Below are 23260 nucleotides of genomic sequence, written 5' to 3'. Positions count from 1 at the left end.
ATTAGATTCCCATCCGCATGGTTTCCTGGTACGCGGCAAGCAGCTTGTTGCGGACCTGGAGAGTTGCTTCGAAGGCGACCCCGGCTTCCTGCCGGGCCAGCATCACCTTGGCGATATCGGTTTCCTCGCCGCGTTCATATGCGGCGGTCATGCGGCCGGATTCTGCCTGGACAGAATTGACGTTATCAAGCGCTGTGCGGAGTGAATCGCCAAAACTGGGCGCCCCGCCCGTCGCTTCGGCCGGTCCGGCAGACTTGGGCTGATGAACGTCCTGCAGGACTTTGGAGCGATCGATGATCTGCTGACGCAGTGCAATAATCTGCTCCAGCGATCCGCCACCGCCAATGCCTCCTACGGGGTTCATCGACCTGCTCCCACGGCAATACCGGCATCACGGAAGGACGCGAGGCGATAGCGCAGTGTGCGTTCGCTTATTCCAAGAGCGCGGGCGGCATTGGCGCGGTGACCGCCGACCGACTCCAGTGCTTCCATGATGGCGCGCGCTTCGGAGATCTGGACAATCTTCGACAGTTTTGCCGATGCTTCGGGTTCAGCGGCAACCGGTGCTTCGACCGGCTTTTCGACGGCGCGCGCAGTCATGTCGAAGACGATATGCTCGATACCGATTTCCGCATGGCCCTGCGACAGCAAGAGTGCCCGGCGCATGACGTTTTCGAGTTCGCGGACATTGCCTGGCCATGGATAATTGGCCAGCGCGGCAAGCGCCGCATTGCTGATCCAGGGCATGCGTTCGCCCTTGCCGACATGGCGCAGCAACATGGCAAAAGCCAGCGGAGCGATATCGGCACGACGTTCGCGAAGTGCCAGCATTTCGATGGGAAACACGTTGAGGCGATAATAAAGGTCGGCACGAAAACGGCCTTCCTGGACTTCATGCGGGAGGTCGCGGTTGGCACAGGCAATGATGCGCACATCGACCTTGATCGGCCGGGTCGCACCGATCGGGACGACTTCGCCTTCCTGAAGGGCACGCAGCAGCTTCGCCTGAAGCGAGAGCGGCATTTCAGCGATTTCGTCGAGCAGCAGGGTGCCGCCGTCGGCAGCGCGGAAAAAGCCTTCGCCCGCGGCATTGGCGCCTGTGAACGAACCCTTTTCATGGCCGAACAGCATTGCTTCCAGCATGGTTTCGGGAATGGCGGCACAGTTGACAGCGATGAAGGGCTTGGCGGCGCGGGTGCTACGGCGATGGATGAAATTCGACAGCACTTCCTTGCCCGTGCCCGTGGGCCCGTTGATCAGCACCGGGATATTCGTGCGTGCGAGACGATCCGCCAGTGCGATGATGGACAGCGATGCGGGGTCCGCAGCAACAGGACCTTCACCGGCATATGTCATCGCAACCAGCGCGGCGATGCTGCTCTCGGCGATGGGATCGCTGTAGGTGATCGTACCACCGGCGCCCGACAGTTCGAACCCCGACGCGTCCCCACGCGCCAGTCGGATGGTCCGTCCGCCGCAGTCCGACGAACGATCGCCCTGATCGGCCAACGTCACAGGTCGATCCATGAACAAGGACGAGGCAATTCCCGCCATCCGTGCATCGATCGTCCCATGTATTTTCGAAAAATTTTGGGTTTTCGTAATCCCGTCCATCAGTGCCCCCACTTGGCAAGTCTTAGCGACGAAGGGGGATTTGCGGCCTGGACGTCCAACTTTTGGATAATTTTAGGCCTAGTGAAAACACGTATTATGGTTAACGTTCGTTAAGACTTTGAAAAATTTGACCCTTAAGCCGGCTGAATTCCTGCCGGTCTGGTTCTCGGCTGCCGCATCCTGATGGGGGGCAGTGATCGTAGACAAGTGATCGTAGACCAAAGGGAATTGAGCCATGAACGTCATCAACACCAATATCAGCGCAATGAAAGCCGCCAACTCCTCGAACGCTGCTGGCAAAGCTCTCGGCACCGCAATGGAACGTCTGTCGACCGGCAAGCGCATCAACAGCGCGAAGGACGACGCCGCCGGCCTCGCCATCGCCACCTCCATGACCTCGCAGATCCGCGGCATGACCCAGGGCATCCGCAACGCCAATGACGGCATCTCGCTGGCCCAGACCGCAGAAGGCGGTCTGAACGAAGTGACCAACATGCTGCAGCGCGTCCGCGAACTCGGCGTACAGTCGGCTTCGGGCACATATCAGGATACCGACCGTGCCAACCTTCAGGCCGAAGTGACCGAACTGAAGTCGCAGATCGACGCAGTCATCGCGAACAGCGAATTCAACGGCGTCAAGCTGTTCGATGCCAGCACGGCCAGTGTCACGATCCAGGCCGGTGCGGAAAGCACCGACACGATCGACCTCGCAATGGCCGACCTGTCGGGCCTGTCCGCCGCAACGTTCGATGTCGGAACCGATGCCGCATCGGCAACTACGGCGATCGCCACGGCCGACGCGCAGCTCGAAGCGATTTCGACCGCTCGCGCTACGCTGGGTGCCGGCCAGAGCCGTCTTGAATCGGCCGTTAACACGTTGACCAACAACGTCACCAACCTGTCCGACGCACGTTCGCGCATCGAAGACACCGATTATTCGGCTGAAACGACGGCGCTCGCCAAGTCGCAGATCCTGAGCCAGGCTTCGAGCGCCATGCTCGCACAGGCCAATCAGAGCCAGCAGAACGTCCTCTCGTTGCTCCGCTAACCTCCTGAACCCAGGTAACGAGAAGCAAGGCCCGTCGCTCGCAAGAGCGGCGGGCCTTACGCTTTCCCGCCGGGGCAAAGCATGACTACGCGTTAACGCTGATCCTGCCGGAAAGCGAAAATTCGCTCCGCCAAGTCAATAGGGAGCGAGGGAGTTAACTATGATCTCGGCAGCATACGAAACGCTTTCGCCGCATATGAACTGCATGCGTGCCGAAGCGCGGACCAATCTGTTCGTCATGGCCAAGTTGGCGGCGGGCGGCAGCGTATGCACGGTGAAGGTTCGCAATATCTCATCCGGCGGCGCCCTGGTGGAAGGCGCGGCCCTGCCCCCTCCAGGAACGCCATGCCGGCTCATCCGCGGAGATATCTCGCTCGAAGCGCAGATCGTCTGGCTGCAGGCCAGCAGGGTCGGACTGCAGTTCCACGGCCGGGCAAAAGTCGCCGAATGGCTGCCCTCCGGCCAGAACACCCAGACCGACGTCGACCGCGCCGTGGCGCAGACCAAAGCCGAACTGACCCACACCCCGATTGCCAGATCAGCCACGCCCCTCATCTCGACCGCGCTGACCGCCGCCGATGTCGCAAAGGTCGCGGACACCCTCGAAATACTGGGCGATGAACTGGCCGACGACCCGGCCGTAGTGGCGGGTTACATGGCGAAGCTTCAGGCGTTCGATATTTCCGTCCAGACGCTGCGGAAACTGGCAGCCATGCTTGAGCGGTCAGCTGCGAGCTAATATAGCGAATTTCACATTTGCGCCGATCCGTCGCCGCGCTTATCTAAAGCTCAACTACCGGGAGGATCGAGTTCGGCGAAGCCGGACCATGCGACATGTTCAGGACCAGCCCCAACCTAACCCCCGCGGCTTTGTGGCCGTTTGCGACCGCCCCAATGGCAGGGCGCTGAACACCTTGCACGACCATCCGAAAACAAGGCAGGTTGAACAGGGCGGATTTCTGCTGTTCCTCGCGCTCGTATCGCTGGCGCTGCTGGCGATCGTACTGCCTTTTCTCCAGCCGATGTTGTGGGCAGCGCTCGCCGCGATCCTGTTCCAGCCGCTTTATCGCTGGTTTCTGGCAAAACGCCCGCTGAAAACGACGCAGGCAGCGCTCGCCAGCATGCTCGTCATTCTATTTGCAGTGGTGTTGCCGGCACTGTGGATCGGCAGCGCGGTGATCGACGAGGCAGCGGGGCTGTTCCTCGCCTTCCAGGATGGCCAGATTGATGTAGCGATGTATTTCGAGCGCGTGTTTGGAGCCTTGCCTGCCAACATTCAATCTTCGCTCGATAGCGCAGGGTTCGGCGATCTGGGCGATATACAGGAACGCGCGCAGACCTTCATCCAGGCCTCTCTTGGTATTATTGCCGCACAAGCGTTGGTGATAGGCGGTAGTGTCGTCGGCTTTGTGTTGAGCTTCGGGATTGCCCTTTACGTCGGGTTCTTCCTGTTACGCGACGGGCGCACGATCGGGGAGGCAATCCTTGCTTCGATGCCGATGGACAGGATCATTGCCGACAGATTGGCGCTGCGTTTTCTGACGATCGTTCGCGCCACCATCAAGGGGTCGGTAGTCGTCGGACTGGTGCAGGGTGCGCTTGGGGCCATTACCTTCTGGATAGTGGGCATTCCATCGGTCCTGCTGCTGGGAGTGATCATGGCGATCGCTTCGCTGCTGCCGGCCGTCGGACCGGCCATCGTCTGGGCGCCGGCAGCGATCTATCTGCTGGCGACGGGAGCGGTATGGCAGGGCGTGGTAGTTATCATCTCAGGTGTGGCGATCATCGGCATGGCCGACAACGTATTGCGTCCGATCTTGGTCGGCCGCGACACGGGGATCCCCGACTGGCTGGTGCTGGTGACTACACTTGGCGGGATCGCATCGATGGGCTTGTCGGGCATCGTCGTCGGCCCGCTGGTGTGCGGATTGTTCCTCGCCGCTTGGGGCATTTTCGCAGAGCAGCGTGAAGGCGGTAATTAGCCCGCGGCCACGAACCAGCCGGATCAGGCCGCGCGGATATCCTGAGTACCGCCAGCGCCGCCATCCTTCGCGTTTAATCCATCGAAGATCGCACCGACAATCAGCGCCAGCTTTTCCTCGCTCAGCCGTTCGTCGATCATCGCGATCATGTAAGGCTGAAGATAGCAGTTCACCATCTGGTTGATGAGCGACAAGGCGGTATCGACCTCGAGACCCTGCAAATACCCTTCGGCCTGTGCCTCCGCAATCAGCTCGCATAGATAGTGATCGGCAAGATCGATATAGCTGCGAGCATATTCGAAATAGCGTTCACCCATTTCGACATAGAGATTGAAGGTCGCCGGATCGTCGCGGTAATTCTGTCGCAGCAGGAGGAAGCGGCGCGCGATAAATTCATACATCTTGCGCCGCGGCGGCAGCCCCGAAGCCATGACTTCGTCCATCACGGCCAGTTTGGGGGCGAACCATTCGCCGGTCACCGCTTCCAGCAGATCGCCTTCTTCAGGAAATACGGCATCGAGCCTGGCGCGTGCGACACCCAGTTCGGCGGCCAGCTTGGTACGGGTTACTTCCTCGCCGCGGCGCTCCATCAGGCGCATGGCCTCGCGCGCAAAGCGGCTCCGCAGTTCCTGGATTTCGTCGTCGCTCACGGCAAGGCGCTCCCGTCTCGTCCTGCCAGTTCAATTAGGATGGGAGGCGCGGCGGTTAAACCCCTTCCCGCGAACGCGACGATCTTTTTCTTGGAGGGAGCGGGAAGATCGCCGACGTACGGGCCTTGTACTCGTCATAACCCGGGCGCGAGGCTTTCATGCCGCGTTCGAGGAGTGGAGCGCCGGACCATTTCGTGAGGGTGAAGGTAAGGAACAGGGGGCCGATCACGGTGACAGCGGCCACCCACCACCCTGCACTGGCAGCAGCGATCCAGATGCCCCACCAGACACAGGCATCGCCAAAATAATTGGGATGGCGGGTGTATCGCCAGAGACCGCGATCCATGACTTTGCCCCTGTTCGCGGGGTCAGCCTTGAAGCGCGCGAGTTGCCAATCGCCAAACCATTCGAACACTATGCCGATCGCCCACAGGCCAAGTCCAAAAAGCGCGAGGCCACTGATCGGCGTCAAGCTGCTGGCTTCCAGAATTCCATATTGCGCGGGGCTCGAAACAAGAAACAGCAGGACCGACTGGCTCAGGAATATCTTTGTCAGCGCGGCTGAAGCGAAGCGGCCCTTTTCCCGATCTTTCCTGAGAATGCGCGCATAGCGTTTATCCTCGCCTTCACGCCGCCAGCGGATAAGCAGATGGATGCATAGCCGCATTCCCCAGATTACCGTCATCGCCATCAGCAAGCTGGCGAGAGGGCCCGGGTCAAACAGCCGTAACCAGCTGACCGCAGCCATCACAGCCATTCCCCCACCCCAATAGGCGTCGACGAAGCTGACATCGTCGATCTGTACCGCGACCACCCACAAGATCATGGCCAGTCCGAACAATATGGCCGCATTGGCCAGCAGCGCTTCAGCTATCACCCTTCATCTCCTCCAGCGTCTGCGCACTCTTTTCAAGAGCGACGAAGCGGTCACAATCGGGACGTTTCTCGCGGTAGAATGCAGCAAGATGCGCAAGATCGGCCCGATAGTCGCCGGTTGGCATCATGGCTTCTCCCATACCTCCGCGCATCGTCTTATTGTTAACCCATGCAGGGACGATGGGTACACCCGCCGCCATGGCGATATGGTAGAAGCCCGTTCGCCAGCCACCCTTGAAGGTGCGGGAGCCTTCCGGCGCGATCACAAGCGCCAATTCATCGGAAGCCTCGAAGGCGGCCGCAACCTGTTCGACATATTTTCCGCGCTTCGTCCGGTCGACCGGCACACCGCCCATGTCGAGCATGAAGCCGGTCATCGGCCATTTGAACAGACTGGTCTTGCCCATGAAGCTTGGCTTGATGCCGAGTTGGTTTGCCGCGCCAAGAAAGAACACGAAGTCCCAATTCGAAGTATGGGGCGCGCCTAGAATTATGAACTTGTCGCAGTCGGGCCTGCGGCCTTCGATTTTCCATCCCTTCCAGCGGTAAAGGCCCAGCAGGATGCGCTGTACCATTCGGCTCGACAGCGCTGGCCGACGGTTTGAATCAGTAGGCATGTTCTCTCCCTGAACCGCCCATAGACCAAGACGCGGCGAAAGCGAGTGCAGAGCGGTCAGGAATTCAGAACAGGTCGAAACGGGAGTTCAGTCGCCGGGGCGGCGCGTCGTGGTGCTGAAAGCCGCCGGCTTCGTGGGAGCCTCCCGGCGGCCGGCCTCATCGATTTCGCTCTCGCCAGAAGCGCTGGTCTCGTCGGCGATTTCGCTGGTCATATCCGAGAATAGCGCTTCGTAGTGGTTGATGGCCCTGCGGAGTTCTTCTGTCGTCGCGTCGCTCGAACGGGCAGCAATTTCGTGGCCGGCGAAGTAGTGTTTGGCGACCTCACCATGATCGACGGTCAGATCGGCGTGGCGGTTTTCGAAATCGCCCATCGGGTAACCGCGGGTGTTCATAACATCGGTCAGCAAGCGATCCGCTCGGCTCACCGCCTCTACCGGGCTATCGACGAACAACGCCTTGGTTTCATTCCAGTCGTTAGCATAGCTGTCACGCTCGGAAGCAGTGAGCGGGCGTATCTGGAGTTTCGCTACACGTTCCCTGCGTTCGATCAGATCGTCTTCGGCAGCGCTCCGCTTTCCTCGCGCCTCTACCGTGCGATCATATTCCTCGCCGAAGGCATCGCGCAGCGCCTGCGTGCGACGCTGACGCATGAAGAGCCAGACGAGCAACAGGATGACAACTGCTGCAGCAATAACGACGGCAAGGGTAATTTCCTGGCCCGACATGGATATCTCTCCTAGACACCCGCCCAATCCCCATAATTACTAACCGCAATGCGCGTGAGGGCCATGCGGTTCCGCGGCGCTACATCCTGAAGACCCCGAATTGCGGGCGTTCGGGGATCGGCGCTTCGAGTGCTGCGGCAAAAGCTAGGCCAAGCACGTCGCGCGTCTGCACCGGATCGATGACCCCGTCGTCCCAGAGCCGCGCAGTGGCATAGTAGGGGTTCCCCTCGTCTTCGTACTTTTGCCGGATCGGGGCCTTGAATTCTTCCGCCTGTTCCGTCGTCCAGCTGTCGGCATCGCGGTGCACCGTGGCCAGAACCGATGCCGCCTGTTCGCCCCCCATCACGCTGATCCGCGCGTTGGGCCAGGTAAAGAGGAACCGCGGGGAGTAGGCGCGCCCGCACATGCCATAGTTGCCGGCACCGAAGCTGCCGCCGATGACCACGGTCACCTTGGGCACGCTGGCGGTCGCGACAGCGGTCACCAGCTTCGCGCCATGCTTGGCGATGCCTTCGGCCTCGTATTTGCCGCCAACCATGAAACCGGAGATATTCTGCAGGAACAGGAGCGGAATGCGTCGCTGGCAGGCAAGTTCGATGAAATGCGCGCCCTTCTGCGCGCTTTCGGAGAATAGCACGCCGTTGTTCGCCAAAATGGCCACCGGCATGCCCCAGATGTGGGCGAAGCCGCAGACCAGTGTGCTGCCATAGTGCTGCTTGAATTCGTGGAATTCGCTGCCGTCGACCAGCCGCGCAATGACTTCGTGAACGTCGTAAGGCGCGCGCACATCTTCCGGGACCAGCGCATAAAGATCCTCGGCGTCGAATTTAGGCGCGCGGGGCTCTTTCAGCTCGATATCCTTTGCATGAGCGTAGTTGTCGCCGAGGTGGCTCACGATGTCGCGCACGATCGTGAGCGCGTGTTCGTCATTCTCCGCCAGATGATCGACCACGCCGGATTTCTTCGCATGCAGGTCGCCGCCGCCGAGATCCTCGGCGCTGATTTCCTCGCCCGTGGCCGCCTTCACCAGCGGTGGCCCGGCGAGAAAGATCGTGCCCTGATTGCGCACGATTACCGTCTCGTCGGACATGGCGGGCACATAGGCTCCACCGGCAGTGCACGATCCCATCACACAGGCAATCTGCGGAATGCCGAGCGCCGACATGTTCGCCTGATTGAAGAAGATGCGACCGAAATGGTCGCGGTCGGGAAAGACCTCGGCCTGGTGGGGAAGGTTCGCCCCTCCGCTGTCGACCAGATAGATACAGGGCAGGCGGTTTTCCTGCGCGATCTCCTGCGCACGCAAGTGCTTCTTCACCGTCATCGGGTAATAGGTACCGCCCTTAACGGTGGCATCGTTGCACACGATCATCACCTGACGGCCGGAGACACGCCCGATCCCGGCAATCAGACCCGCGCCATTGATCTCGTCCTTGCCATACATGCCATTGGCGGCAAGCTGGCCGATTTCGAGGAAGGAACTGCCGGGATCGAGCAGGCGCTCCACGCGCTCGCGCGGGAGAAGCTTGCCCCGCCCGACATGCCGTTCCCGGCTACCTTCCGAACCGCCCAGCGCAGCGGCGGCAACGCTGGCCCGCAAGTCGGCCGCGAGCGACGCATTGTGTGTAAAACGCGCCTTGGCCTCGGGAGCTTCGCGATCGAGAGTGGACATAAGAACGGGGGCGGTCATGCGGTTTCCTTCTGGGGCGTTTCGGCCATGCGGGCTAGCGGGCCGATCCACGGCAGGGCAAATCCGCCATGTTGCCGAGTCAGTTCTTCGGGTTGCTGGAAATCGAGGATCAGTTCGGTGCGCGGCTGCAATTTTCCCGGGACGCTGTTACGGCGAGAATACACGGGTGATCCGCAACGCCCGCAGAATGCGCGGGCTGTGTTGCCGCACGGGCATTCGCCCAGCAGGTCCGGCACATCAACCGCGGCTTGCTTGGGATCCATCATCGTTACCGCCCGCTGCAATCAGATAGCGATAGACGCCGACGATGTTGATGATGAGCAGACCGATATTCTGCCAGCCGATTCCTTCTGCATCCTGTTTCAGGAATCCCCACGCAACCAAGGCGATCGAACTGGTGACGAATAAGACGAACGCCCAGCCAGTCACGCGTGTACTGATGTTCAAAGACACGACGAAAGCCGCCACCAGCGCCGCCCCTGCACCGTAATATTGGAGAGCCGTAAGGACGGTGTCGCTCATAAGTCATGCCCCGATCAGTTCACGGCCGATCAACATCCGACGGATTTCATTCGTTCCGGCTCCGATATCGAGCAGTTTCGCATCCCGCATATACCGTTCCACTGGCCAATCGAGCGTATAACCAGCCCCGCCCAGCGCCTGAACAGATTCTGCCGCAACGCGGAACGCGTTCTCCGATGCAAGAAGGATGGCCCCTGCCGCATCGAAACGGGTCGTCTGTTCACTGTCGCAGGCCTTGGCCACCGCATAGGTGTAGGCTCGGGCCGACTGCAGCGCGACATACATGTCGGCCACCTTGGCCTGCATAAGCTGGAAGCTGCCGATGGGTTTGCCAAATTGCGTTCTTTCACGCAGATAGGGAATGACCGTATCGAGGCATGCCTGCATGATACCGAGCTGCAATCCGGCAAGCACCACGCGTTCATAATCGAGCCCGCTCATCAGAACCCCGACACCGCCGTTGACCGGCCCCATCACCCGATCTTCGGAAATGCGGCAGTCGTCGAAAACCAGTTCCGATGTAGGGGAGCCACGCATGCCGACCTTTTCGATCTTCTGCCCGATCGAAAAGCCTGGGTCGCCCTTTTCTATCAGGAAGGCGGTGATACCGCGGCTGCCCGCGCTGCCATCTGTTTTGGCATAGACCACCAGAGTATCGGCGAAAGGCGCGTTGGTAATCCAGAACTTGGTGCCGTTGAGTACGTAGCCGCCATCGACCGCCTCCGCTTTCAGTTTCATCGAAACGACGTCGGATCCGGCGCTGGCTTCGGACATGGCGAGCGAGCCGACATGTTCGCCGCTGATCAGGCCCGGAAGATATTTGGCCTTCTGCTCTTCGTTGCCCCACCGCCGGATCTGGTTGACGCACAGATTGGAATGGGCGCCGTAGGAAAGGCCGAGCGAGGCACTGGCGCGGCTCACTTCTTCCACGGCGACGACATGTTCCAGATAGCCGAGCCCCAGGCCGCCGTCCTCCTGAGATACGGTAATGCCATGCAAACCGAGTTCGCCCATCTGTTTCCAGAGCTCGTCGCGCGGAAACCAGTCCTCGCGATCGATTTTTTCGGCGAGCGGGGCAATCTGCTCGTCTGCGAAGCGGGCCGTAGCCTCGCGGATCATCTCGACACTTTCGCCGAGCTGGAAATCGAACTGGGGGGTCGCGCGCATCGTCTCTCCTCAAGGGCTCGCGAAAGTAACTGTCGTCAGGGCCGATAGCCGAGCCAAGGCTGCGGAGCAAACCGATTGGACTGCACGATAGACAGAAGCTGCGAACTTGCTTTTTGCGTTAGGTATTCGTTTAAATTTGAGTCTAAAGCGCCTCTGGACGAGAGCATGTACCGTAAGGAAAACATCCTTTGGCCCGAAGGCAAACCCCCTTCGGAAGCCTATTGCGACGAGGAACGGCGCCTCGCGATCCTTGCTGCGCACGGTACGGACGCCATGATCGACGATCCCGAACTGCAGGAGATCGTCGATCTTGCAGCGAAGGTTTGCGATGTACCCATGGTCATGGTCACCATGGTCGAAGAGGGCCGTCAGATGTTCCTCGCTCGAACGGGAATAGAAGCGCGCGAAACGCCGCGCTCGACCAGTTTCTGCGCGCATGCCATGCTGGGCACGGAACCTATGGTCATTCGCGACGCGAAGGAAGACATTCGCTTTGCGGACAATCCGCTCGTCACGGGTGAGCCGCATATCCGCTTTTACGCCGGTCAGCCGCTGATCTCTGCCGAAGGCGCGGCCCTGGGCGCTCTTTGCCTCATCGATAGCGAGCCTCACGAAGACGGGCTGTCCCAGCTTCAGCAAAACGCACTGTCGGTTCTCGCGAAGGCTACCATGCGGCGCATATCCCAGCAGCGCCTGGGCGATGCGGCAAAGGAAGCTGTCAACGAGCGGGAAAGCGATCTCAAACGGATGATCGACAGCGTTCCCGGGATTGCTTGGTCGGCTGATGCCTCGGGTAATTTCGATTACGTCAATGTGCAGTGGGATGAACTGACTGGTCTTTCCCAGCCGCAAAGTTTGGATGACTGGCAGACTGCCATACACCCCGAAGACTGGGAAACTGCGATCGACGCCTTTCGGACATCGCTGAAGAGCGGGGAACCCTTCGAATACGAATGGCGCCTGAAACTTGCAGATGGCGATTATCGCTGGATGCTCTCGAGAGCCGTTCGAACGTCTGCGGGAACGGGAAAACCGCGTTGGTTCGGAACAGTCATCGACGTCGACCGCCAGCGCCGAATGGCCGAAGCCCGCGACTTGCTGGCGAATGAACTTTCGCATCGTATCAAGAACATCTTCGCCGTTATTTCGGGCCTCGTGGCAATCCGTTCGCGCGGCAAGCCGGAGGTTACGGAATTCGCATCTGAATTGAGTGAAACCATTCGCGCGCTGGGGGCAGCACACGATTATGTCCGCCCGGGCCATGGGCACAAGGGCGGCACGCTGTCCGGGCTGCTGTCCGATTTGCTGGCACCTTACGATACCGCTGGAAACGCGCGTTTCAGCATCGTCGGCCCCGGCGTTGCCGTCGGCGAACGCGCCGCCACGCCACTCGCCCTGATTTTCCACGAGCTTGCTACGAACTCTGCGAAATATGGCGCCCTTTCCAGCGAGGAAGGAAAGGTGACTGTCACCGTCGAAGGGGATAGCGACGATAGCGACGACATTTGCGTGATCTGGGAAGAGAGCGCCCCGAGCTATCAGGTTCCGGACGAGCAGGAACGCGAAGGGTTCGGTTCGCGCCTGTTGCGGATGGCGGTTGAAGGGCAGCTCAAGGGGTCGTTCGAGCGCGAATTTGCCGACGGCGGACTACGCGTGCGTATCGCTTTCCCGCGGCAGTCGATAGGGAACTGATCCCAGCTGCCTTGCACCAGCCCAATTGCTGTGCTTTCCCACACGCCGATACAAAGGGGAGCAGAACATATGCGATTTCTATTTGCATCGGGGTTTCTTGCGCTTGCGCTGGCCGCCTGTTCTCCGACTGGGAACACGGCAGGCGGAACTATCGGGACCGACGGGCTCGAAACTGTCGCAACGACCGAACCATCTTCCTCCCGGGCTGTCCCCGAAGCATTCAGTTCCACCGCCTGGCGGGCGATCGCGGAAGACGGGGCACGCTATGTTACGGAAATCGATCCCGACGGCACTTATCGCGATCTGCGCAATGGCGATCCGTGGCAGACCGGCAGCTGGACGTATTCGAAGGACGAGGGAGACAAGCTCCTTTGCTTCACACCCGATAGCGAGAACGGAGTGGAGCGCTGCTGGAGGCCCGAGCGTATGAACGGGGATACCATGCGCGCAAGAAGCGGCGACACCGAGATCGAACTTACGCGCGTCGAATACGCCCCGCCCGGCGAAGGATCGGAACAGGCAGAGTGAACCAGCAGACGCAACCGCTGCTCGAATTTCGCGACGTCTGTAAAAGCTATGACCGCACCCAGGCGGTAGAGAGCATCTCCACCGCCGTCGCCCGGCGCGAATTCGTTGCGCTTGTTGGGGCATCCGGATCGGGCAAGTCCACCTTGCTCAAGACGGTCAACCGATTGGTCGATCCGAGCTCCGGCGCGGTATTGATCGATGGCGATCCGGTAGAAAGCCTGCCGCTTGCCGCCCTGCGACGGCGGATCGGCTATGTTTTCCAGTCGGTCGGGCTGTTTCCCCACATGAGCGTGGGCGAGAATATCGCGATCGGCCCGCGTATCAGCGGCCAGAAGTTGACGCGCGAACGGATCGCGGAACTGCTCGACCTGGTGGATCTCGAACGCTCCATGGCCACGCGCATGCCGAACGAACTGTCCGGCGGGCAGCGCCAACGGGTCGGTGTGGCCCGCGCGCTGGCGAACGAGCCGCAGCTCCTGCTGATGGACGAGCCGTTCGGTGCGCTCGACCCGGTCACCCGCGATGCCTTGGGTGAGCGTGTGCGAAGCCTGCATCGCGAGTTGAATTTGACCACGGTGATGGTCACCCATGACATGGCCGAAGCACTGCTACTGGCCGATCGGGTTCTTGTGATGGAAGCAGGAACCATCGTTGCCGATGAAACCCCGCAGTCCCTGCTCCACGGGGGTGGCGGCGAGATTGCACAAAGTCTCGTTGCCGTGCCGCGCACGCAAGCGGACCGGCTGGCCGAGCTTACCCGATGAGCGATATCTGGACGGCCCTTCTTGGCCTGGGCGACAAGCTCGCAGCTCATGTCCTGCTTTCGGCCGCGGCGATCATGCTGGGTATTGCGGTCGCACTGCCAATGGCGATCTGGGCAAGCCGCTCGCCACCGATCGCGCGGATCACGCTTGGCTTCGCCAGCCTGGTTCAGACCATTCCCGCGCTCGCCCTGCTCGCCCTGTTTTTTCCGATCCTGCTGAACCTTCGCGCGATATTCGGCGAAGGCTTGCCAACGCTCGGCTTCCTGCCCGCATTTCTTGCCCTTTCGCTCTACGCCCTCCTGCCGATCCTCCGCAACGCTGTGACAGCGCAGACCAATCTCGACCCAGGGGTAATCGAGGCTGCTGACGGTGTAGGAATGACCTTCTGGCAGCGCTTGCGACTGGTCGAAGCGCCCTTGTCGTCCCCTTACATCATGGCGGGCATCCGTACCGCGGCCGTCTGGACCATTGGCGCTGCGACACTGTCCACCACGATCGGCCAACCGAGCCTCGGCGATCCTATATTTGCCGGATTGCAGACGCAGAATTGGGTGCTGGTGCTCGCAGGCTGTATCGCCAGCGCCGGCTTGGCGATAGTCGCCGATGCGCTTCTCGGGACCATTGAGAAGGGGCTTCGAACACGGCGCCGGGTCCTAAGCCTGGGAGGACTGGCAGCGGTCCTTCTGGGCATTCTGGCAGCGTTGTTCGTTTCCTTCGGCAACAGCGACGACGATCGTATCGTGATTGGGGCAAAGAGCTTCTCAGAGCAATATGTCCTTGCTCGTCTTATCGGTCAGCGGCTGGAAGCGAGCGGATATACGGTCGCTTATCGAGACGGCCTGGGTTCGGCGGTCGCGCATCGCGCCGTTTCCACCGGCGCCATCGACATCATGGTCGATTACACAGGAACGATCTGGGCCAACGAGATGCAACGCAGCGACAATCCCGACCGCGACGCGATGCTCACCGAAATCGTGGATTGGGAACAGCGCACCAGCGGTACGAATGTAGTAGGAAGGCTTGGTTTCGAAAACGCCTATGGCCTCGCAATGCCACGCGCAAAGGCTGCACAAGGCGGAGTTCGATCCATCGGCGATCTCGCGGTCCGCGCGCAAAGCTTGACGATTGGCGGTGACCCTGAGTTTTTCGAGCGGCCCGAATGGGTCTCAGTGCGCAATGCGTATGGCTTGCGTTTCGCAGACCAGCGCACCTTCTCACCCACTTTCATGTACAACGCGCTGCGATCGGGCGAAGCCGACGTGATTGGCGCTTATACCTCGGACGGACGCATCGCTGCCGACGATCTGGTCATTCTGGATGATCCCGAAGGCGCGCTGCCGAACTACGACGCCATCCTCCTCGTCTCGCCTCAGGCAAGCCGCGACGCCCGCCTGCTGGAGGTCCTCAGGCCATTGGTAGGGGCGATAGATGTGGAGGCGATGCGGGCAGCGAACCTGTCCGTCGATCGCGAGGATGACAAACTGTCGTTCGGCGAAGCAGCAACGAGGCTGGCCCAGCGCGTGGGACTCGGCGGCTCCTAAGTCGCTTCGGGCTTGCGCCGCTCGCCTTCGGGGAAAGCCGCGCCGCGCGGCCAGTCGCGCGCCGTAATCGCGAGACATTTGAACAGCTCGCCCATCGCGTCCGGTTGAACCAGCCGTTCGACCGCAACTTCGATTTCATCGGCGCGAGAGGGGGATGCCTTTGCAAGTGCCGTTGCTCGCAATGCGATGCCCATCGCGCCGAGCCAAGCACCTTGGGTCGTCAGCGAACTGGCCAGCCCCTCGCGGCGAGCAATAGTATCTAGTGTGGCGAAATCGACATGCGCCGTGAGATCCATTTCTCCCGGCGCGTCGAACACGTCGAGCTTTTCGTGCGATTTTACCGCCTGCAAGGTGGATCCGCTGCGGACATCGACGTGCCCGTAATCGATGAAAAGCGCGGCGCCGCCCTGCACGTCTATCCGGCGAGCGACGGCTTCGACCAGGGCTGCTGCTCCGGGGCAGGTTTCGATCACAGTCCCCGCGGGTGCTGCGCGTTGGGCTTCCGGGACGGCGTCGTCCATCGAATTGGGTCCGGACACGAAGGCGAATTCTCCCCCTTCGATGCCGACCATCCGTTCGCGCCAGCCCTTTTCGGTCATTACCAGTTGCCGGATGGGCAAGGCGTCCAGGAATTCGTTCGCCAGCAAAAGAATGGGGCGACCATCCGGGACGCTATCCATCGTATCGTGAAATTGGGCTCCCGCCAGCACACCGCCCTGCACTTTGCGCAAGGCCTCGGAACCCTCGACCAGATGCACGTCCGGGCGCAGCCCCTGACTGGCCATGGCACGCAGCGCATCCTTGGCTAAAGTCCCACGGCCTGGGCCAAGCTCGACATAGATCGGATTTGCCGGTCGCCCCGCCCGCACCCAGATGTCCGCGAGCCACAGCCCAGCCATTTCGCCGAACATCTGGCTGATTTCCGGCGCAGTGGTGAAATCGCCAGCAGCGCCCAACGGGTCGCGCGTTGTATAATAACGCGCGTTGCTTTCACCCATATAGCGCAGCACGGGCATCGGTCCGTGCTGGTCGATCAGGCGGCGAAACGTGCGCGCCAGATCCGTCTCTGGTCGATCCCTCATGTGGACTACGGTTTAGCCCTGGCCGGGCCGCCAACGGGCGGCTTCATCATCGCATAGATCACAACGACGATACCTACCGCGATCATCGGAAGGCTGAGCCACTGCCCGCGGGAGAGGCCCGTTTCCACGACGACATAAGCGAGGTAGGCGTCCGGCTCGCGGAAAAATTCCATGAGGAACCGGCCGAGACCCATGCCGATGGTGAACACGCCAACCAGCAGTCCGGCCCGATAGCGGGCACGCGTTTTCCAGAAGAGCGCGAACAGCAGCACACCTAGCAAAAGCCCTTCGAACCCGGCCTGATATAGCTGGCTTGGATGGCGGGCGAGCTGATCCGGATCGGTTGGGAAAACCATGGCGAAAGGAAAATCGCTCTCTACCGGGCGGCCATACAATTCGCCGTTGATGAAGTTTGCCAGCCGGCCAAGCATGTAGGCGAAGGGCACATTCACCGAGATGTAATCGCAGATGCGCAGCCAGTTCAGTCCGTTGCGCCATGCGACCCAGCTGATTGCAATGAGCACCCCGATAACCCCGCCATGGAAGCTCATTCCCCCTTCCCACAGCTTGAACAGTTCCACACCGCCGAACAGTTCTGGCTTGTAGAATGCGGCATAACCGAGCCGGCCGCCGAGGATGACCCCAAGTGTACAATAGAAAAAGAGGTCGTCCGCGTGGCGTTGGGCCATGGGCGATCCCGGTGCCTTGATCATTTTCGACAGGTGCCAGTAGGCCAGCAATATGCCGAAGAGGTAGGCGAGCGAGTAGAATCGCAATTGGAAACCGCCGATCTCGAAAAGATAGGGCCGCAAGCCCAGATTTTCCCAGTAGATCGGTTCTGCCGCGCCCGATGCAGCCAGTAGTGACAGCAAGTGCTTATCCCCTTAGAGGTGAATCCAAGGCCGCGACCGGCGACCCATCGGGGCGGCTTTTGGCATAGCAGGGGTTTGGGGGGAAGCCTGCGTCGAGCCGCAGTTATTGCGCGTGCCTCGAACCGGAGGTTCTGCGCCGATTGGAGAGGATATTTTACGACCGATGCCGACAGAACTCGACAAGGACATCCATCGCATCACCGATGCCGTCACCGCGCCCGGCCAGATGTTCGAACTGACAGAAGTGACGCGCCGCGGCGTGCAGATGCCCGCGTTCAAGAACGCACCTCCCAGCGTCGTCCATTACTTCGCGCATTTCTGTAACGAAAAGAAAGACGATACGTTCATCGTCGATGGCGACATCCGCATGACCTTCGGCGAGATATGGCACGCTGCCAGCCATGTCGCCCACGGTCTTGCCACGCTGCATGGAATTGAAAAGGGTGACCGCGTTGGTCTTGCGGCCCGCAATTCGACGAACTGGATCGTCGCCTACATGGGCATTCTCATGGCCGGTGGCTGTGCGACACTGCTCAATGGCTGGTGGACCGGGGAAGAACTCGCTTACGGAATCGACCTTTGCGAATGCAAGCTCGTCCTCGCCGATCCCCCGCGTGCGGCCCGGCTCGATGGCGTAAAGCATGCCTCGAAGCTTGTGGTCTTCGATCACGGCAAGCCTTCGGAAGGTCTGGCCCCGGTATGGGCGGCAGGCGGCACGGCCATGGCCATGCTCGGCCAGATCGGCCCGGATGACCTTGCCACCATCCTCTATACATCCGGTTCGACCGGGCGCCCGAAGGGGGCGTATTCGGATCATCTCGGCGTCGTTTCCGGCACCATGAACTATGTCTGCCAGACCGCGATGATCCTGCAGCTTCTCACGGAAAAGGGCGATGCCCCAACCGTCCAGCCTTCCGCACTGGTCGCCGTTCCGCTCTTCCACGTCACTGGCGAAGTGCCGCTGTTCCTCCAGAGCTTCGCGATGGGGCGCAAGCTGGTGCTGATGCCCAAATGGGATGCAACCGAGGCCCTGCGCCTGTTGGCAGACGAACAGATCACCTATTTCGTTGGCGTTCCCCTGATGAGTTACGAGATCGCCGTGCATCCGGATCGTGAAAAATACGATCTGTCGCAATGCAAGACCTTCGCTGGCGGCGGCGCAGCGCGCCCGATCGAACATGTGAAGAAGATCAAGGACGCGTTCAAAGACGGCTTTCCCGCTCTGGGTTACGGCCTGACCGAAACCAATGGCGTGGGCGCAGGTAATCTGAACGAAAATTATCTCGCCAAACCCAACAGCACCGGCATGCCTTCGCGGCCATTGGTCGACATGGCCATTCTCGACGACGACGGCAAACCCATGGAGCGCGGAAAGGTTGGCGAGGTTTCGATCCGCTCGGTGTGCAACTTCCTCGGCTACTGGAAGAACGAGGAAGCGACCAAGGCGGCTTTTTCCGCAGACGGGTATTTCCGCACGGGCGACCTCGGCTATCTCGACGAGGACGATTACCTGTTCATCGTCGACCGCAAGAAAGACATCATCATTCGTGGCGGCGAGAATATCAGCTGCATCGAAGTGGAAGAAGCGATCTACGCGCATCCGGCAGTGGCCGAATGTTCGGTCTTTGGCCTTCCCGACGAACGCTTCGGCGAGATTCCCGCTGCCGTCTACTACACCCACGACGGCAAGGATCTCTCGGTCGAGGATCTGCAGGAATTCCTGCGCGAGCATATTGCTGCGTTCAAGGTGCCTTCGGTCATCTGGAAAAGCGATGAGCAATTGCCTCGCCTCGGCACCCAGAAGGTCGACAAGCGCACCGTGAAGGCGAATTTTGCCAAGGAGCACCTCGCCGCTTGAATGCCCTGCGTGTCCCCCGACAGCGTGCGATAATCGACCGGCGCGCCCTTGCTTCCGAAATCGACGCGCTGGTGGGGGAGCATGGCGACAAAGCCCGTCCTCATGTCGTAAAACTGCTCAAGACTGCGCTCGACAAAGGCCGGGCCGAGCTCGAGCGCCGCCTGAAAGAGAAACCGTCCGCCGGGCATGAGAATGCGGGCGGTTTCGCATTCATGATCGACCAACTGATCCGCGTGATCCACGATCACGCGACCGCCCATCTCTATCCCAGCGCCAACCGTTCCAAGGCGGAGCGGTTGGCGATCATGGCTGTCGGCGGATACGGTCGGTCTGAAATGTCGCCGCATTCCGACGTCGACATCGCGTTCCTCGTCGGCGGCAAGAAAACGGCATGGTGCGAGCAGGTCGTCGAAGCGATGCTCTATATGCTGTGGGATCTGGGTCTGAAGGTAGGCCATTCGACCCGCACGCTGGATGAAGCGATCCGGCTGTCGAAGAGCGACCTCACCATTCGCACAGCCCTCCTCGAAGGGCGGTATGTCTGGGGCGATCAGGAGCTCTACGACGAGGGGTCGCGCCGCTACACGGCCGAGGTGGTGCGGGGCAATGAACGCACCTTCGTGACCGAGAAGCTGGCTGAACGCAACGCGCGCCACAAACGCATGGGCGACAGCAGATATGTCGTCGAACCCAATGTGAAAGATGGCAAAGGCGGGCTGCGCGACCTGCATGCGCTCTATTGGATCGGCAAGTTCATCCATCGCGTGCGCACGGCGTCGGAACTGGTCGAGATCGGCCTGTTCACCCCGGCCGAATATCGCAGTTTCAGGCGGGCGGAGAACTTCCTCCTTGCCGTACGCAGCCACATGCATGTGCTGACGGGCCGTGCCGAAGACCGCCTGACCTTCGACCTGCAGCGGCGTATCGCGGAAAGAATGAAATTCGCCGAACGCCCGGGCAAGAGTGCGGTAGAGCGGTTCATGCAACTCTACTTCCTGCAGGCCAAACGGGTCGGCTCCCTTACCGGAATCTTCCTGGCCCATATCGACGAGCAGTTCGAGGCCAGAACGGCGCGCCGCGGCTTCTTCGCGGGGTGGAAACAGAAGGCACGGCAACTGAAGGGTTACCGCGTTTACGGGGGCAAGATCGCCGCACCGTCGGAGGACTGGTTTCGCAAGGACCCCGTGCGGCTGATCGAGATATTCCAGCTGGCCGAATCCGAAGAACTGGAAATCCACCCCGACACCATGCGCCAGGCGAACCGTGAAACGGGCCTCATCGACCATGCGATCCGCAATGACGAACGGGCCAACGCGCTGTTCCTCGACCTATTGTGCGGGCGCAACGATCCCGAAATGGTGCTTCGCTGGATGAACGAAGCTGGCGTTTTCGGGAAATTCGTGCCGGATTTCGGCAAGGTCAACGCGCAGATGCAGTTCGATATGTACCACCACTATACGGTGGACGAACATACGATTCGTGCGATCGGACTGTTGAACCGTATCGAAAAGGGCGAACTAACGGATGATCATCCGCGCGCCGCACGTCTGATCCACAAGGTGAATTCGCGCCGCGTCGCCTATGTCGCCGCGTTGCTGCACGATATCGCCAAGGGCCGCGGGGGCGACCATTCCGTGCTCGGGGCGGAAGTTGCGCGAGATCTGTGCCCGCGTTTCGGCCTGAGCGAGAGCGAAACAGAGATGGTGGCCTGGCTGGTTCTCAATCACCTGCTGATGAGCCACACGGCGCAGAAACGCGATCTTACCGACCCCAAAACGATAGAAGATTTCGTCGGTCAGGTGCAAAGCCAGGAAAGGCTGCGGCATCTCGCAATCCTTACCGCGGTCGATATACGCGCGGTCGGTCCGGGCACCTGGAACAGTTGGAAGGGCCAGTTGCTGGGCGAACTTTACGACATATCGAGCGAGCGCTTGCGGCTGGGGCACATGCGGCATGGTCGCGAACAGACAATCGCGCACAAGCAGGCGGAGGTGGCAGACGATCTCGGGGAAAAGGGCCATCTCGTCGCAGATCTGGCCCAGACCATGGGCGACGCATACTGGATCGCTGAACCGATCGATATCATCGCGCTGAACCTGGTGCACTACGCTGCCGCGCGCGAACGGGAGCATCAGCTTTCCATTCACTGCGAATATTACGAAGCGCGCGGGGCAACGCTGGTCACGGTAATCGCGGCCGACCATCCGGGCATGTTCTATAGAATTGCCGGCGGTATCCATCTCGCAGGCGGAAACATCATTGATGCCCGCATCCACACCACGCGGATGGGCTGGGCGCTCGACAATTTCCTGGTGCAGGATCCCCACGGGGAACCCTTTGCCGAAGAAGGCCAGCTGGAACGGCTGAAAAGCAGCATCGCCGATGCGCTGGCGAACAAGGTCGATCTGGCGCCACGACTGGCACAGCGTCCGTTGGCGCACAGCCGTGCGCGTGCTTTCGATGTCGCGCCACGGGTTCTGTTCGACAACAAGGCATCGAACAAGTTCACCGTGGTCGAGGTCAACGCCCGCGATCGGCCCGCGCTGCTCAACCGTTTGGCCCGTGCGCTGTTCGAAAGCCGACTGGTGGTCCATTCCGCCCATATTACCAATTACGGGGAGCGGGCTGCCGATACGTTTTACGTCACCGACCTTACCGGCGGAAAACTGGAGCGCGGCGACCGCATGAACCGCATCGAGGCGCGGCTCATGGAGGCCGCAAGTGACGCAACGCAAGATCGGCTGGAGAACGCCTGAGCGCGCGGGCAGCAGATCGCTAGCGGGGCGAGGCGCGTTCACCAAATAGTGCAGTACCCACGCGCACATGCGTAGCGCCGAGTTTTACTGCTGTTTCGTAATCCCCGCTCATGCCCATACTACGCCCGTCGAGACCGTGATCGCTGGCTAGCCGATCAAGGAATGCGAAGAATGGCGCAGGCTCGATCTCGAACGGCGGAATGCACATGAGCCCGGCAACCGGAATATCGGCCGAGCGAGCCTGCTCGAGCAGTCCGGGCAGATCGGCCACAGGGCACCCGCCTTTCTGTTCCTCAACGCCCACATCGACCTGCACAAAGCACGGAATGCGCCGATCCAGCTTATCCATGGCCTTCGCAAGCGCCTTTACCAGGCTTGGCCGATCGAGCGAGTGGATGACATCGAACAAAGCCACGGCGTCATCGGCCTTGTTCGACTGAAGCTGGCCGATGAGGTGCAACTGGGCTGCAGGGTAGGCTTCCCGCAGTGCGGGCCACTTGTCCTGCGCTTCCTGAACGCGATTTTCTCCGAAATGGCGCTGCCCTTGCAGAAGCAATGGTTCGATCGCCTCAGCCGGATGGGTCTTGCTGACCGCAACGAGCGTAACATCGCCGGGTTCGCGGCGGGCGATTGTGCAAGCCTTGGCAATATTCGCCTGTACTTGCCTTAGCGGGGTGTCTGCCTTTTCCATCGCGTCGCGCTATAGCGTGTGTGTGACACGACGCCAGCATCATCCCGGAGCCGATCGGCCCATCCTCCCGTTGTTTTGGTTGCTGAGCGATCGGCGAAACGACGCTAGAATTGAGACGGCGCTTCAAAGTCTGCCAACTGGTTCGGGCTTCGTCTTTCGCCACTATCACCTCGATCCCGACACGCGGCGTGCGCGGTTCGACGAGCTTGCAGCGATCGCTCGCCAATGTGGACACACGGTTATCCTATCCGGTGATGACGATTGGGGCGCGGACGGCCACTACGGGTCTGCAACCAGGCCAAGAGATGGCCTCTTCCTTGCTACTGCTCATAACGAGGACGAACTGGCGGCGGCGGTCGCAGCGGGAGCGGAAGGCATCTTCCTCTCGCCGGTGTTCGCCACAGCTTCGCATCCAGGTGCCAAGACCCTCGGTATCGATGCGTTTCACGCGCTGGCCCGGCAATCGCCCGTGCCGGTGATCGCTCTTGGCGGAATGACCCATGAACGCGCGCGAGAGTTGGGGTGGCCCCGCTGGGGCGCCATCGATGGACTCGGTTCGACGAACGTCGCTTGACCTCCCTGTC

The 23260-nt window shown here is 60.7% G+C and carries 23 protein-coding genes; 10 read left to right on the top strand and 13 right to left on the bottom strand.

The features are described 5' to 3' along the window. Nucleotide 1: 1 nt before the first annotated feature. Both fliE and KYK83_RS02555 read right to left on the bottom strand, forming a co-directional pair. Nucleotides 2-364: a flagellar hook-basal body complex protein FliE gene (gene fliE / locus KYK83_RS02560; protein ID WP_103024025.1), complete on the bottom strand. Its 363-nt coding sequence runs from the start codon at nucleotides 362-364 to the stop codon at nucleotides 2-4. Further along, on the bottom strand, nucleotides 361-1614 hold the full coding sequence (locus KYK83_RS02555; RefSeq protein ID WP_103024024.1) for a sigma-54 interaction domain-containing protein: 1254 nt from the start codon (nucleotides 1612-1614) through the stop codon (nucleotides 361-363). The genes fliE and KYK83_RS02555 overlap by 4 nt, the downstream gene beginning before the upstream one ends. 235 nt (nucleotides 1615-1849) lie before the next feature. Between KYK83_RS02555 and KYK83_RS02550 the strand changes: the two genes are divergently transcribed. The 3 genes from KYK83_RS02550 to KYK83_RS02540 all read left to right on the top strand — a co-directional run bounded on the left by KYK83_RS02550 (nucleotide 1850) and on the right by KYK83_RS02540 (nucleotide 4644). Then, entirely contained in the window at nucleotides 1850-2662 is an 813-nt protein-coding gene (locus KYK83_RS02550; RefSeq protein ID WP_103024023.1) for a flagellin N-terminal helical domain-containing protein, read from the top strand. Between the two features lie 160 nt (nucleotides 2663-2822). After that, nucleotides 2823-3401: a PilZ domain-containing protein gene (locus tag KYK83_RS02545; RefSeq protein ID WP_222827075.1), complete on the top strand. Its 579-nt coding sequence runs from the start codon at nucleotides 2823-2825 to the stop codon at nucleotides 3399-3401. An 88-nt stretch (nucleotides 3402-3489) separates the two neighbouring features. Beyond that, nucleotides 3490-4644, top strand: coding sequence for an AI-2E family transporter (locus tag KYK83_RS02540; RefSeq protein WP_222827074.1), 1155 nt, complete (start codon nucleotides 3490-3492; stop codon nucleotides 4642-4644). A gap of 23 nt (nucleotides 4645-4667) precedes the next feature. Here the strand turns inward: KYK83_RS02540 and KYK83_RS02535 are convergent, their stop codons facing one another. The 8 genes from KYK83_RS02535 to KYK83_RS02500 all read right to left on the bottom strand — a co-directional run bounded on the left by KYK83_RS02535 (nucleotide 4668) and on the right by KYK83_RS02500 (nucleotide 10892). After that, complete coding sequence (locus tag KYK83_RS02535; RefSeq protein WP_346729402.1) at nucleotides 4668-5294, bottom strand: hypothetical protein; 627 nt, start codon at nucleotides 5292-5294, stop codon at nucleotides 4668-4670. Between the two features lie 55 nt (nucleotides 5295-5349). Next, nucleotides 5350-6171 (bottom strand): DUF1295 domain-containing protein, encoded by an 822-nt coding sequence (locus tag KYK83_RS02530; protein WP_346729401.1) that lies wholly within the window; start codon nucleotides 6169-6171, stop codon nucleotides 5350-5352. After that, on the bottom strand, nucleotides 6161-6787 hold the full coding sequence (locus KYK83_RS02525; RefSeq protein ID WP_222827073.1) for a lysophospholipid acyltransferase family protein: 627 nt from the start codon (nucleotides 6785-6787) through the stop codon (nucleotides 6161-6163). Before KYK83_RS02525 ends, KYK83_RS02530 begins: the two co-directional genes overlap by 11 nt. A gap of 87 nt (nucleotides 6788-6874) precedes the next feature. Further along, nucleotides 6875-7513 (bottom strand): hypothetical protein, encoded by a 639-nt coding sequence (locus tag KYK83_RS02520; RefSeq protein WP_222827072.1) that lies wholly within the window; start codon nucleotides 7511-7513, stop codon nucleotides 6875-6877. A gap of 79 nt (nucleotides 7514-7592) precedes the next feature. Beyond that, the gene (locus tag KYK83_RS02515; RefSeq protein ID WP_222827071.1) at nucleotides 7593-9203 is read right to left on the bottom strand and encodes a carboxyl transferase domain-containing protein; all 1611 of its coding nucleotides are present in this window, start codon (nucleotides 9201-9203) and stop codon (nucleotides 7593-7595) included. Then, nucleotides 9200-9367 (bottom strand): hypothetical protein, encoded by a 168-nt coding sequence (locus KYK83_RS02510; protein ID WP_222827070.1) that lies wholly within the window; start codon nucleotides 9365-9367, stop codon nucleotides 9200-9202. Before KYK83_RS02510 ends, KYK83_RS02515 begins: the two co-directional genes overlap by 4 nt. Nucleotides 9368-9440: 73 nt before the next feature. Then, nucleotides 9441-9725 (bottom strand): hypothetical protein, encoded by a 285-nt coding sequence (locus KYK83_RS02505; RefSeq protein ID WP_103024018.1) that lies wholly within the window; start codon nucleotides 9723-9725, stop codon nucleotides 9441-9443. 3 nt (nucleotides 9726-9728) lie between these two features. Further along, the gene (locus tag KYK83_RS02500; protein WP_222827069.1) at nucleotides 9729-10892 is read right to left on the bottom strand and encodes an isovaleryl-CoA dehydrogenase; all 1164 of its coding nucleotides are present in this window, start codon (nucleotides 10890-10892) and stop codon (nucleotides 9729-9731) included. A 165-nt stretch (nucleotides 10893-11057) separates the two neighbouring features. Between KYK83_RS02500 and KYK83_RS02495 the strand changes: the two genes are divergently transcribed. From KYK83_RS02495 to KYK83_RS02480, 4 genes are all read left to right on the top strand, one after another. Beyond that, nucleotides 11058-12584, top strand: a complete 1527-nt coding sequence (locus tag KYK83_RS02495) for a sensor histidine kinase (protein WP_222827068.1) — start codon at nucleotides 11058-11060, stop codon at nucleotides 12582-12584. A 69-nt stretch (nucleotides 12585-12653) separates the two neighbouring features. Further along, nucleotides 12654-13112 carry a hypothetical protein gene (locus tag KYK83_RS02490; RefSeq protein ID WP_222827067.1) on the top strand — a complete coding sequence of 153 codons (459 nt, stop codon included), beginning with the start codon at nucleotides 12654-12656 and terminating at the stop codon, nucleotides 13110-13112. After that, nucleotides 13109-13876 (top strand): ATP-binding cassette domain-containing protein, encoded by a 768-nt coding sequence (locus KYK83_RS02485; protein WP_222827066.1) that lies wholly within the window; start codon nucleotides 13109-13111, stop codon nucleotides 13874-13876. The genes KYK83_RS02490 and KYK83_RS02485 overlap by 4 nt, the downstream gene beginning before the upstream one ends. Continuing rightward, complete coding sequence (locus tag KYK83_RS02480) at nucleotides 13873-15417, top strand: ABC transporter permease/substrate-binding protein (protein ID WP_222827065.1); 1545 nt, start codon at nucleotides 13873-13875, stop codon at nucleotides 15415-15417. Before KYK83_RS02485 ends, KYK83_RS02480 begins: the two co-directional genes overlap by 4 nt. Here the strand turns inward: KYK83_RS02480 and KYK83_RS02475 are convergent. Both KYK83_RS02475 and lgt read right to left on the bottom strand, forming a co-directional pair. Then, nucleotides 15414-16499, bottom strand: coding sequence for a class I SAM-dependent methyltransferase (locus KYK83_RS02475; protein WP_248284196.1), 1086 nt, complete (start codon nucleotides 16497-16499; stop codon nucleotides 15414-15416). The genes KYK83_RS02480 and KYK83_RS02475 overlap by 4 nt on opposite strands. 5 nt (nucleotides 16500-16504) lie before the next feature. Beyond that, nucleotides 16505-17371 carry a prolipoprotein diacylglyceryl transferase gene (lgt, locus tag KYK83_RS02470; RefSeq protein ID WP_221596503.1) on the bottom strand — a complete coding sequence of 289 codons (867 nt, stop codon included), beginning with the start codon at nucleotides 17369-17371 and terminating at the stop codon, nucleotides 16505-16507. 163 nt (nucleotides 17372-17534) lie between these two features. On the opposite strand from lgt, the gene KYK83_RS02465 reads away from it, so the two are divergent. Continuing rightward, nucleotides 17535-19229: a class I adenylate-forming enzyme family protein gene (locus tag KYK83_RS02465; protein ID WP_222827064.1), complete on the top strand. Its 1695-nt coding sequence runs from the start codon at nucleotides 17535-17537 to the stop codon at nucleotides 19227-19229. Beyond that, on the top strand, nucleotides 19226-21985 hold the full coding sequence (locus KYK83_RS02460) for a [protein-PII] uridylyltransferase (protein WP_222827063.1): 2760 nt from the start codon (nucleotides 19226-19228) through the stop codon (nucleotides 21983-21985). The genes KYK83_RS02465 and KYK83_RS02460 overlap by 4 nt, the downstream gene beginning before the upstream one ends. Nucleotides 21986-22004: 19 nt before the next feature. On the opposite strand, the gene KYK83_RS02455 is transcribed toward KYK83_RS02460, so the two are convergent. After that, on the bottom strand, nucleotides 22005-22676 hold the full coding sequence (locus KYK83_RS02455) for a YggS family pyridoxal phosphate-dependent enzyme (RefSeq protein WP_222827062.1): 672 nt from the start codon (nucleotides 22674-22676) through the stop codon (nucleotides 22005-22007). 22 nt (nucleotides 22677-22698) lie between these two features. On the opposite strand from KYK83_RS02455, the gene KYK83_RS02450 reads away from it, so the two are divergent. Further along, nucleotides 22699-23250: a thiamine phosphate synthase gene (locus KYK83_RS02450; protein ID WP_222827061.1), complete on the top strand. Its 552-nt coding sequence runs from the start codon at nucleotides 22699-22701 to the stop codon at nucleotides 23248-23250. Nucleotides 23251-23260: the final 10 nt, after the last annotated feature.

It is taken from the genome of Qipengyuania pacifica, from assembly GCF_019857205.1.
In the GTDB taxonomy this organism is placed as follows: Bacteria; Pseudomonadota; Alphaproteobacteria; order Sphingomonadales; family Sphingomonadaceae; genus Qipengyuania; species Qipengyuania pacifica.
This window is presented reverse-complemented; position numbering and strand designations above follow the sequence as displayed.

Coding starts and splice junctions, on each gene's coding strand:
- KYK83_RS02465 (WP_222827064.1), top strand. CDS start 17,535: ATGCCGACAGAACTCGACAAGGACATCCATCGCATCACCGATGCCGTC.
- KYK83_RS02540 (WP_222827074.1), top strand. CDS start 3,490: ATGCGACATGTTCAGGACCAGCCCCAACCTAACCCCCGCGGCTTTGTG.
- KYK83_RS02495 (WP_222827068.1), top strand. CDS start 11,058: ATGTACCGTAAGGAAAACATCCTTTGGCCCGAAGGCAAACCCCCTTCG.
- KYK83_RS02555 (WP_103024024.1), bottom strand. CDS start 1,614: ATGGACGGGATTACGAAAACCCAAAATTTTTCGAAAATACATGGGACG.
- KYK83_RS02515 (WP_222827071.1), bottom strand. CDS start 9,203: ATGACCGCCCCCGTTCTTATGTCCACTCTCGATCGCGAAGCTCCCGAG.
- KYK83_RS02525 (WP_222827073.1), bottom strand. CDS start 6,787: ATGCCTACTGATTCAAACCGTCGGCCAGCGCTGTCGAGCCGAATGGTA.
- fliE (WP_103024025.1), bottom strand. CDS start 364: ATGAACCCCGTAGGAGGCATTGGCGGTGGCGGATCGCTGGAGCAGATT.
- KYK83_RS02500 (WP_222827069.1), bottom strand. CDS start 10,892: ATGCGCGCGACCCCCCAGTTCGATTTCCAGCTCGGCGAAAGTGTCGAG.
- KYK83_RS02490 (WP_222827067.1), top strand. CDS start 12,654: ATGCGATTTCTATTTGCATCGGGGTTTCTTGCGCTTGCGCTGGCCGCC.
- KYK83_RS02545 (WP_222827075.1), top strand. CDS start 2,823: ATGATCTCGGCAGCATACGAAACGCTTTCGCCGCATATGAACTGCATG.
- KYK83_RS02520 (WP_222827072.1), bottom strand. CDS start 7,513: ATGTCGGGCCAGGAAATTACCCTTGCCGTCGTTATTGCTGCAGCAGTT.
- KYK83_RS02480 (WP_222827065.1), top strand. CDS start 13,873: ATGAGCGATATCTGGACGGCCCTTCTTGGCCTGGGCGACAAGCTCGCA.
- KYK83_RS02505 (WP_103024018.1), bottom strand. CDS start 9,725: ATGAGCGACACCGTCCTTACGGCTCTCCAATATTACGGTGCAGGGGCG.
- KYK83_RS02475 (WP_248284196.1), bottom strand. CDS start 16,499: ATGAGGGATCGACCAGAGACGGATCTGGCGCGCACGTTTCGCCGCCTG.
- KYK83_RS02455 (WP_222827062.1), bottom strand. CDS start 22,676: ATGGAAAAGGCAGACACCCCGCTAAGGCAAGTACAGGCGAATATTGCC.
- KYK83_RS02550 (WP_103024023.1), top strand. CDS start 1,850: ATGAACGTCATCAACACCAATATCAGCGCAATGAAAGCCGCCAACTCC.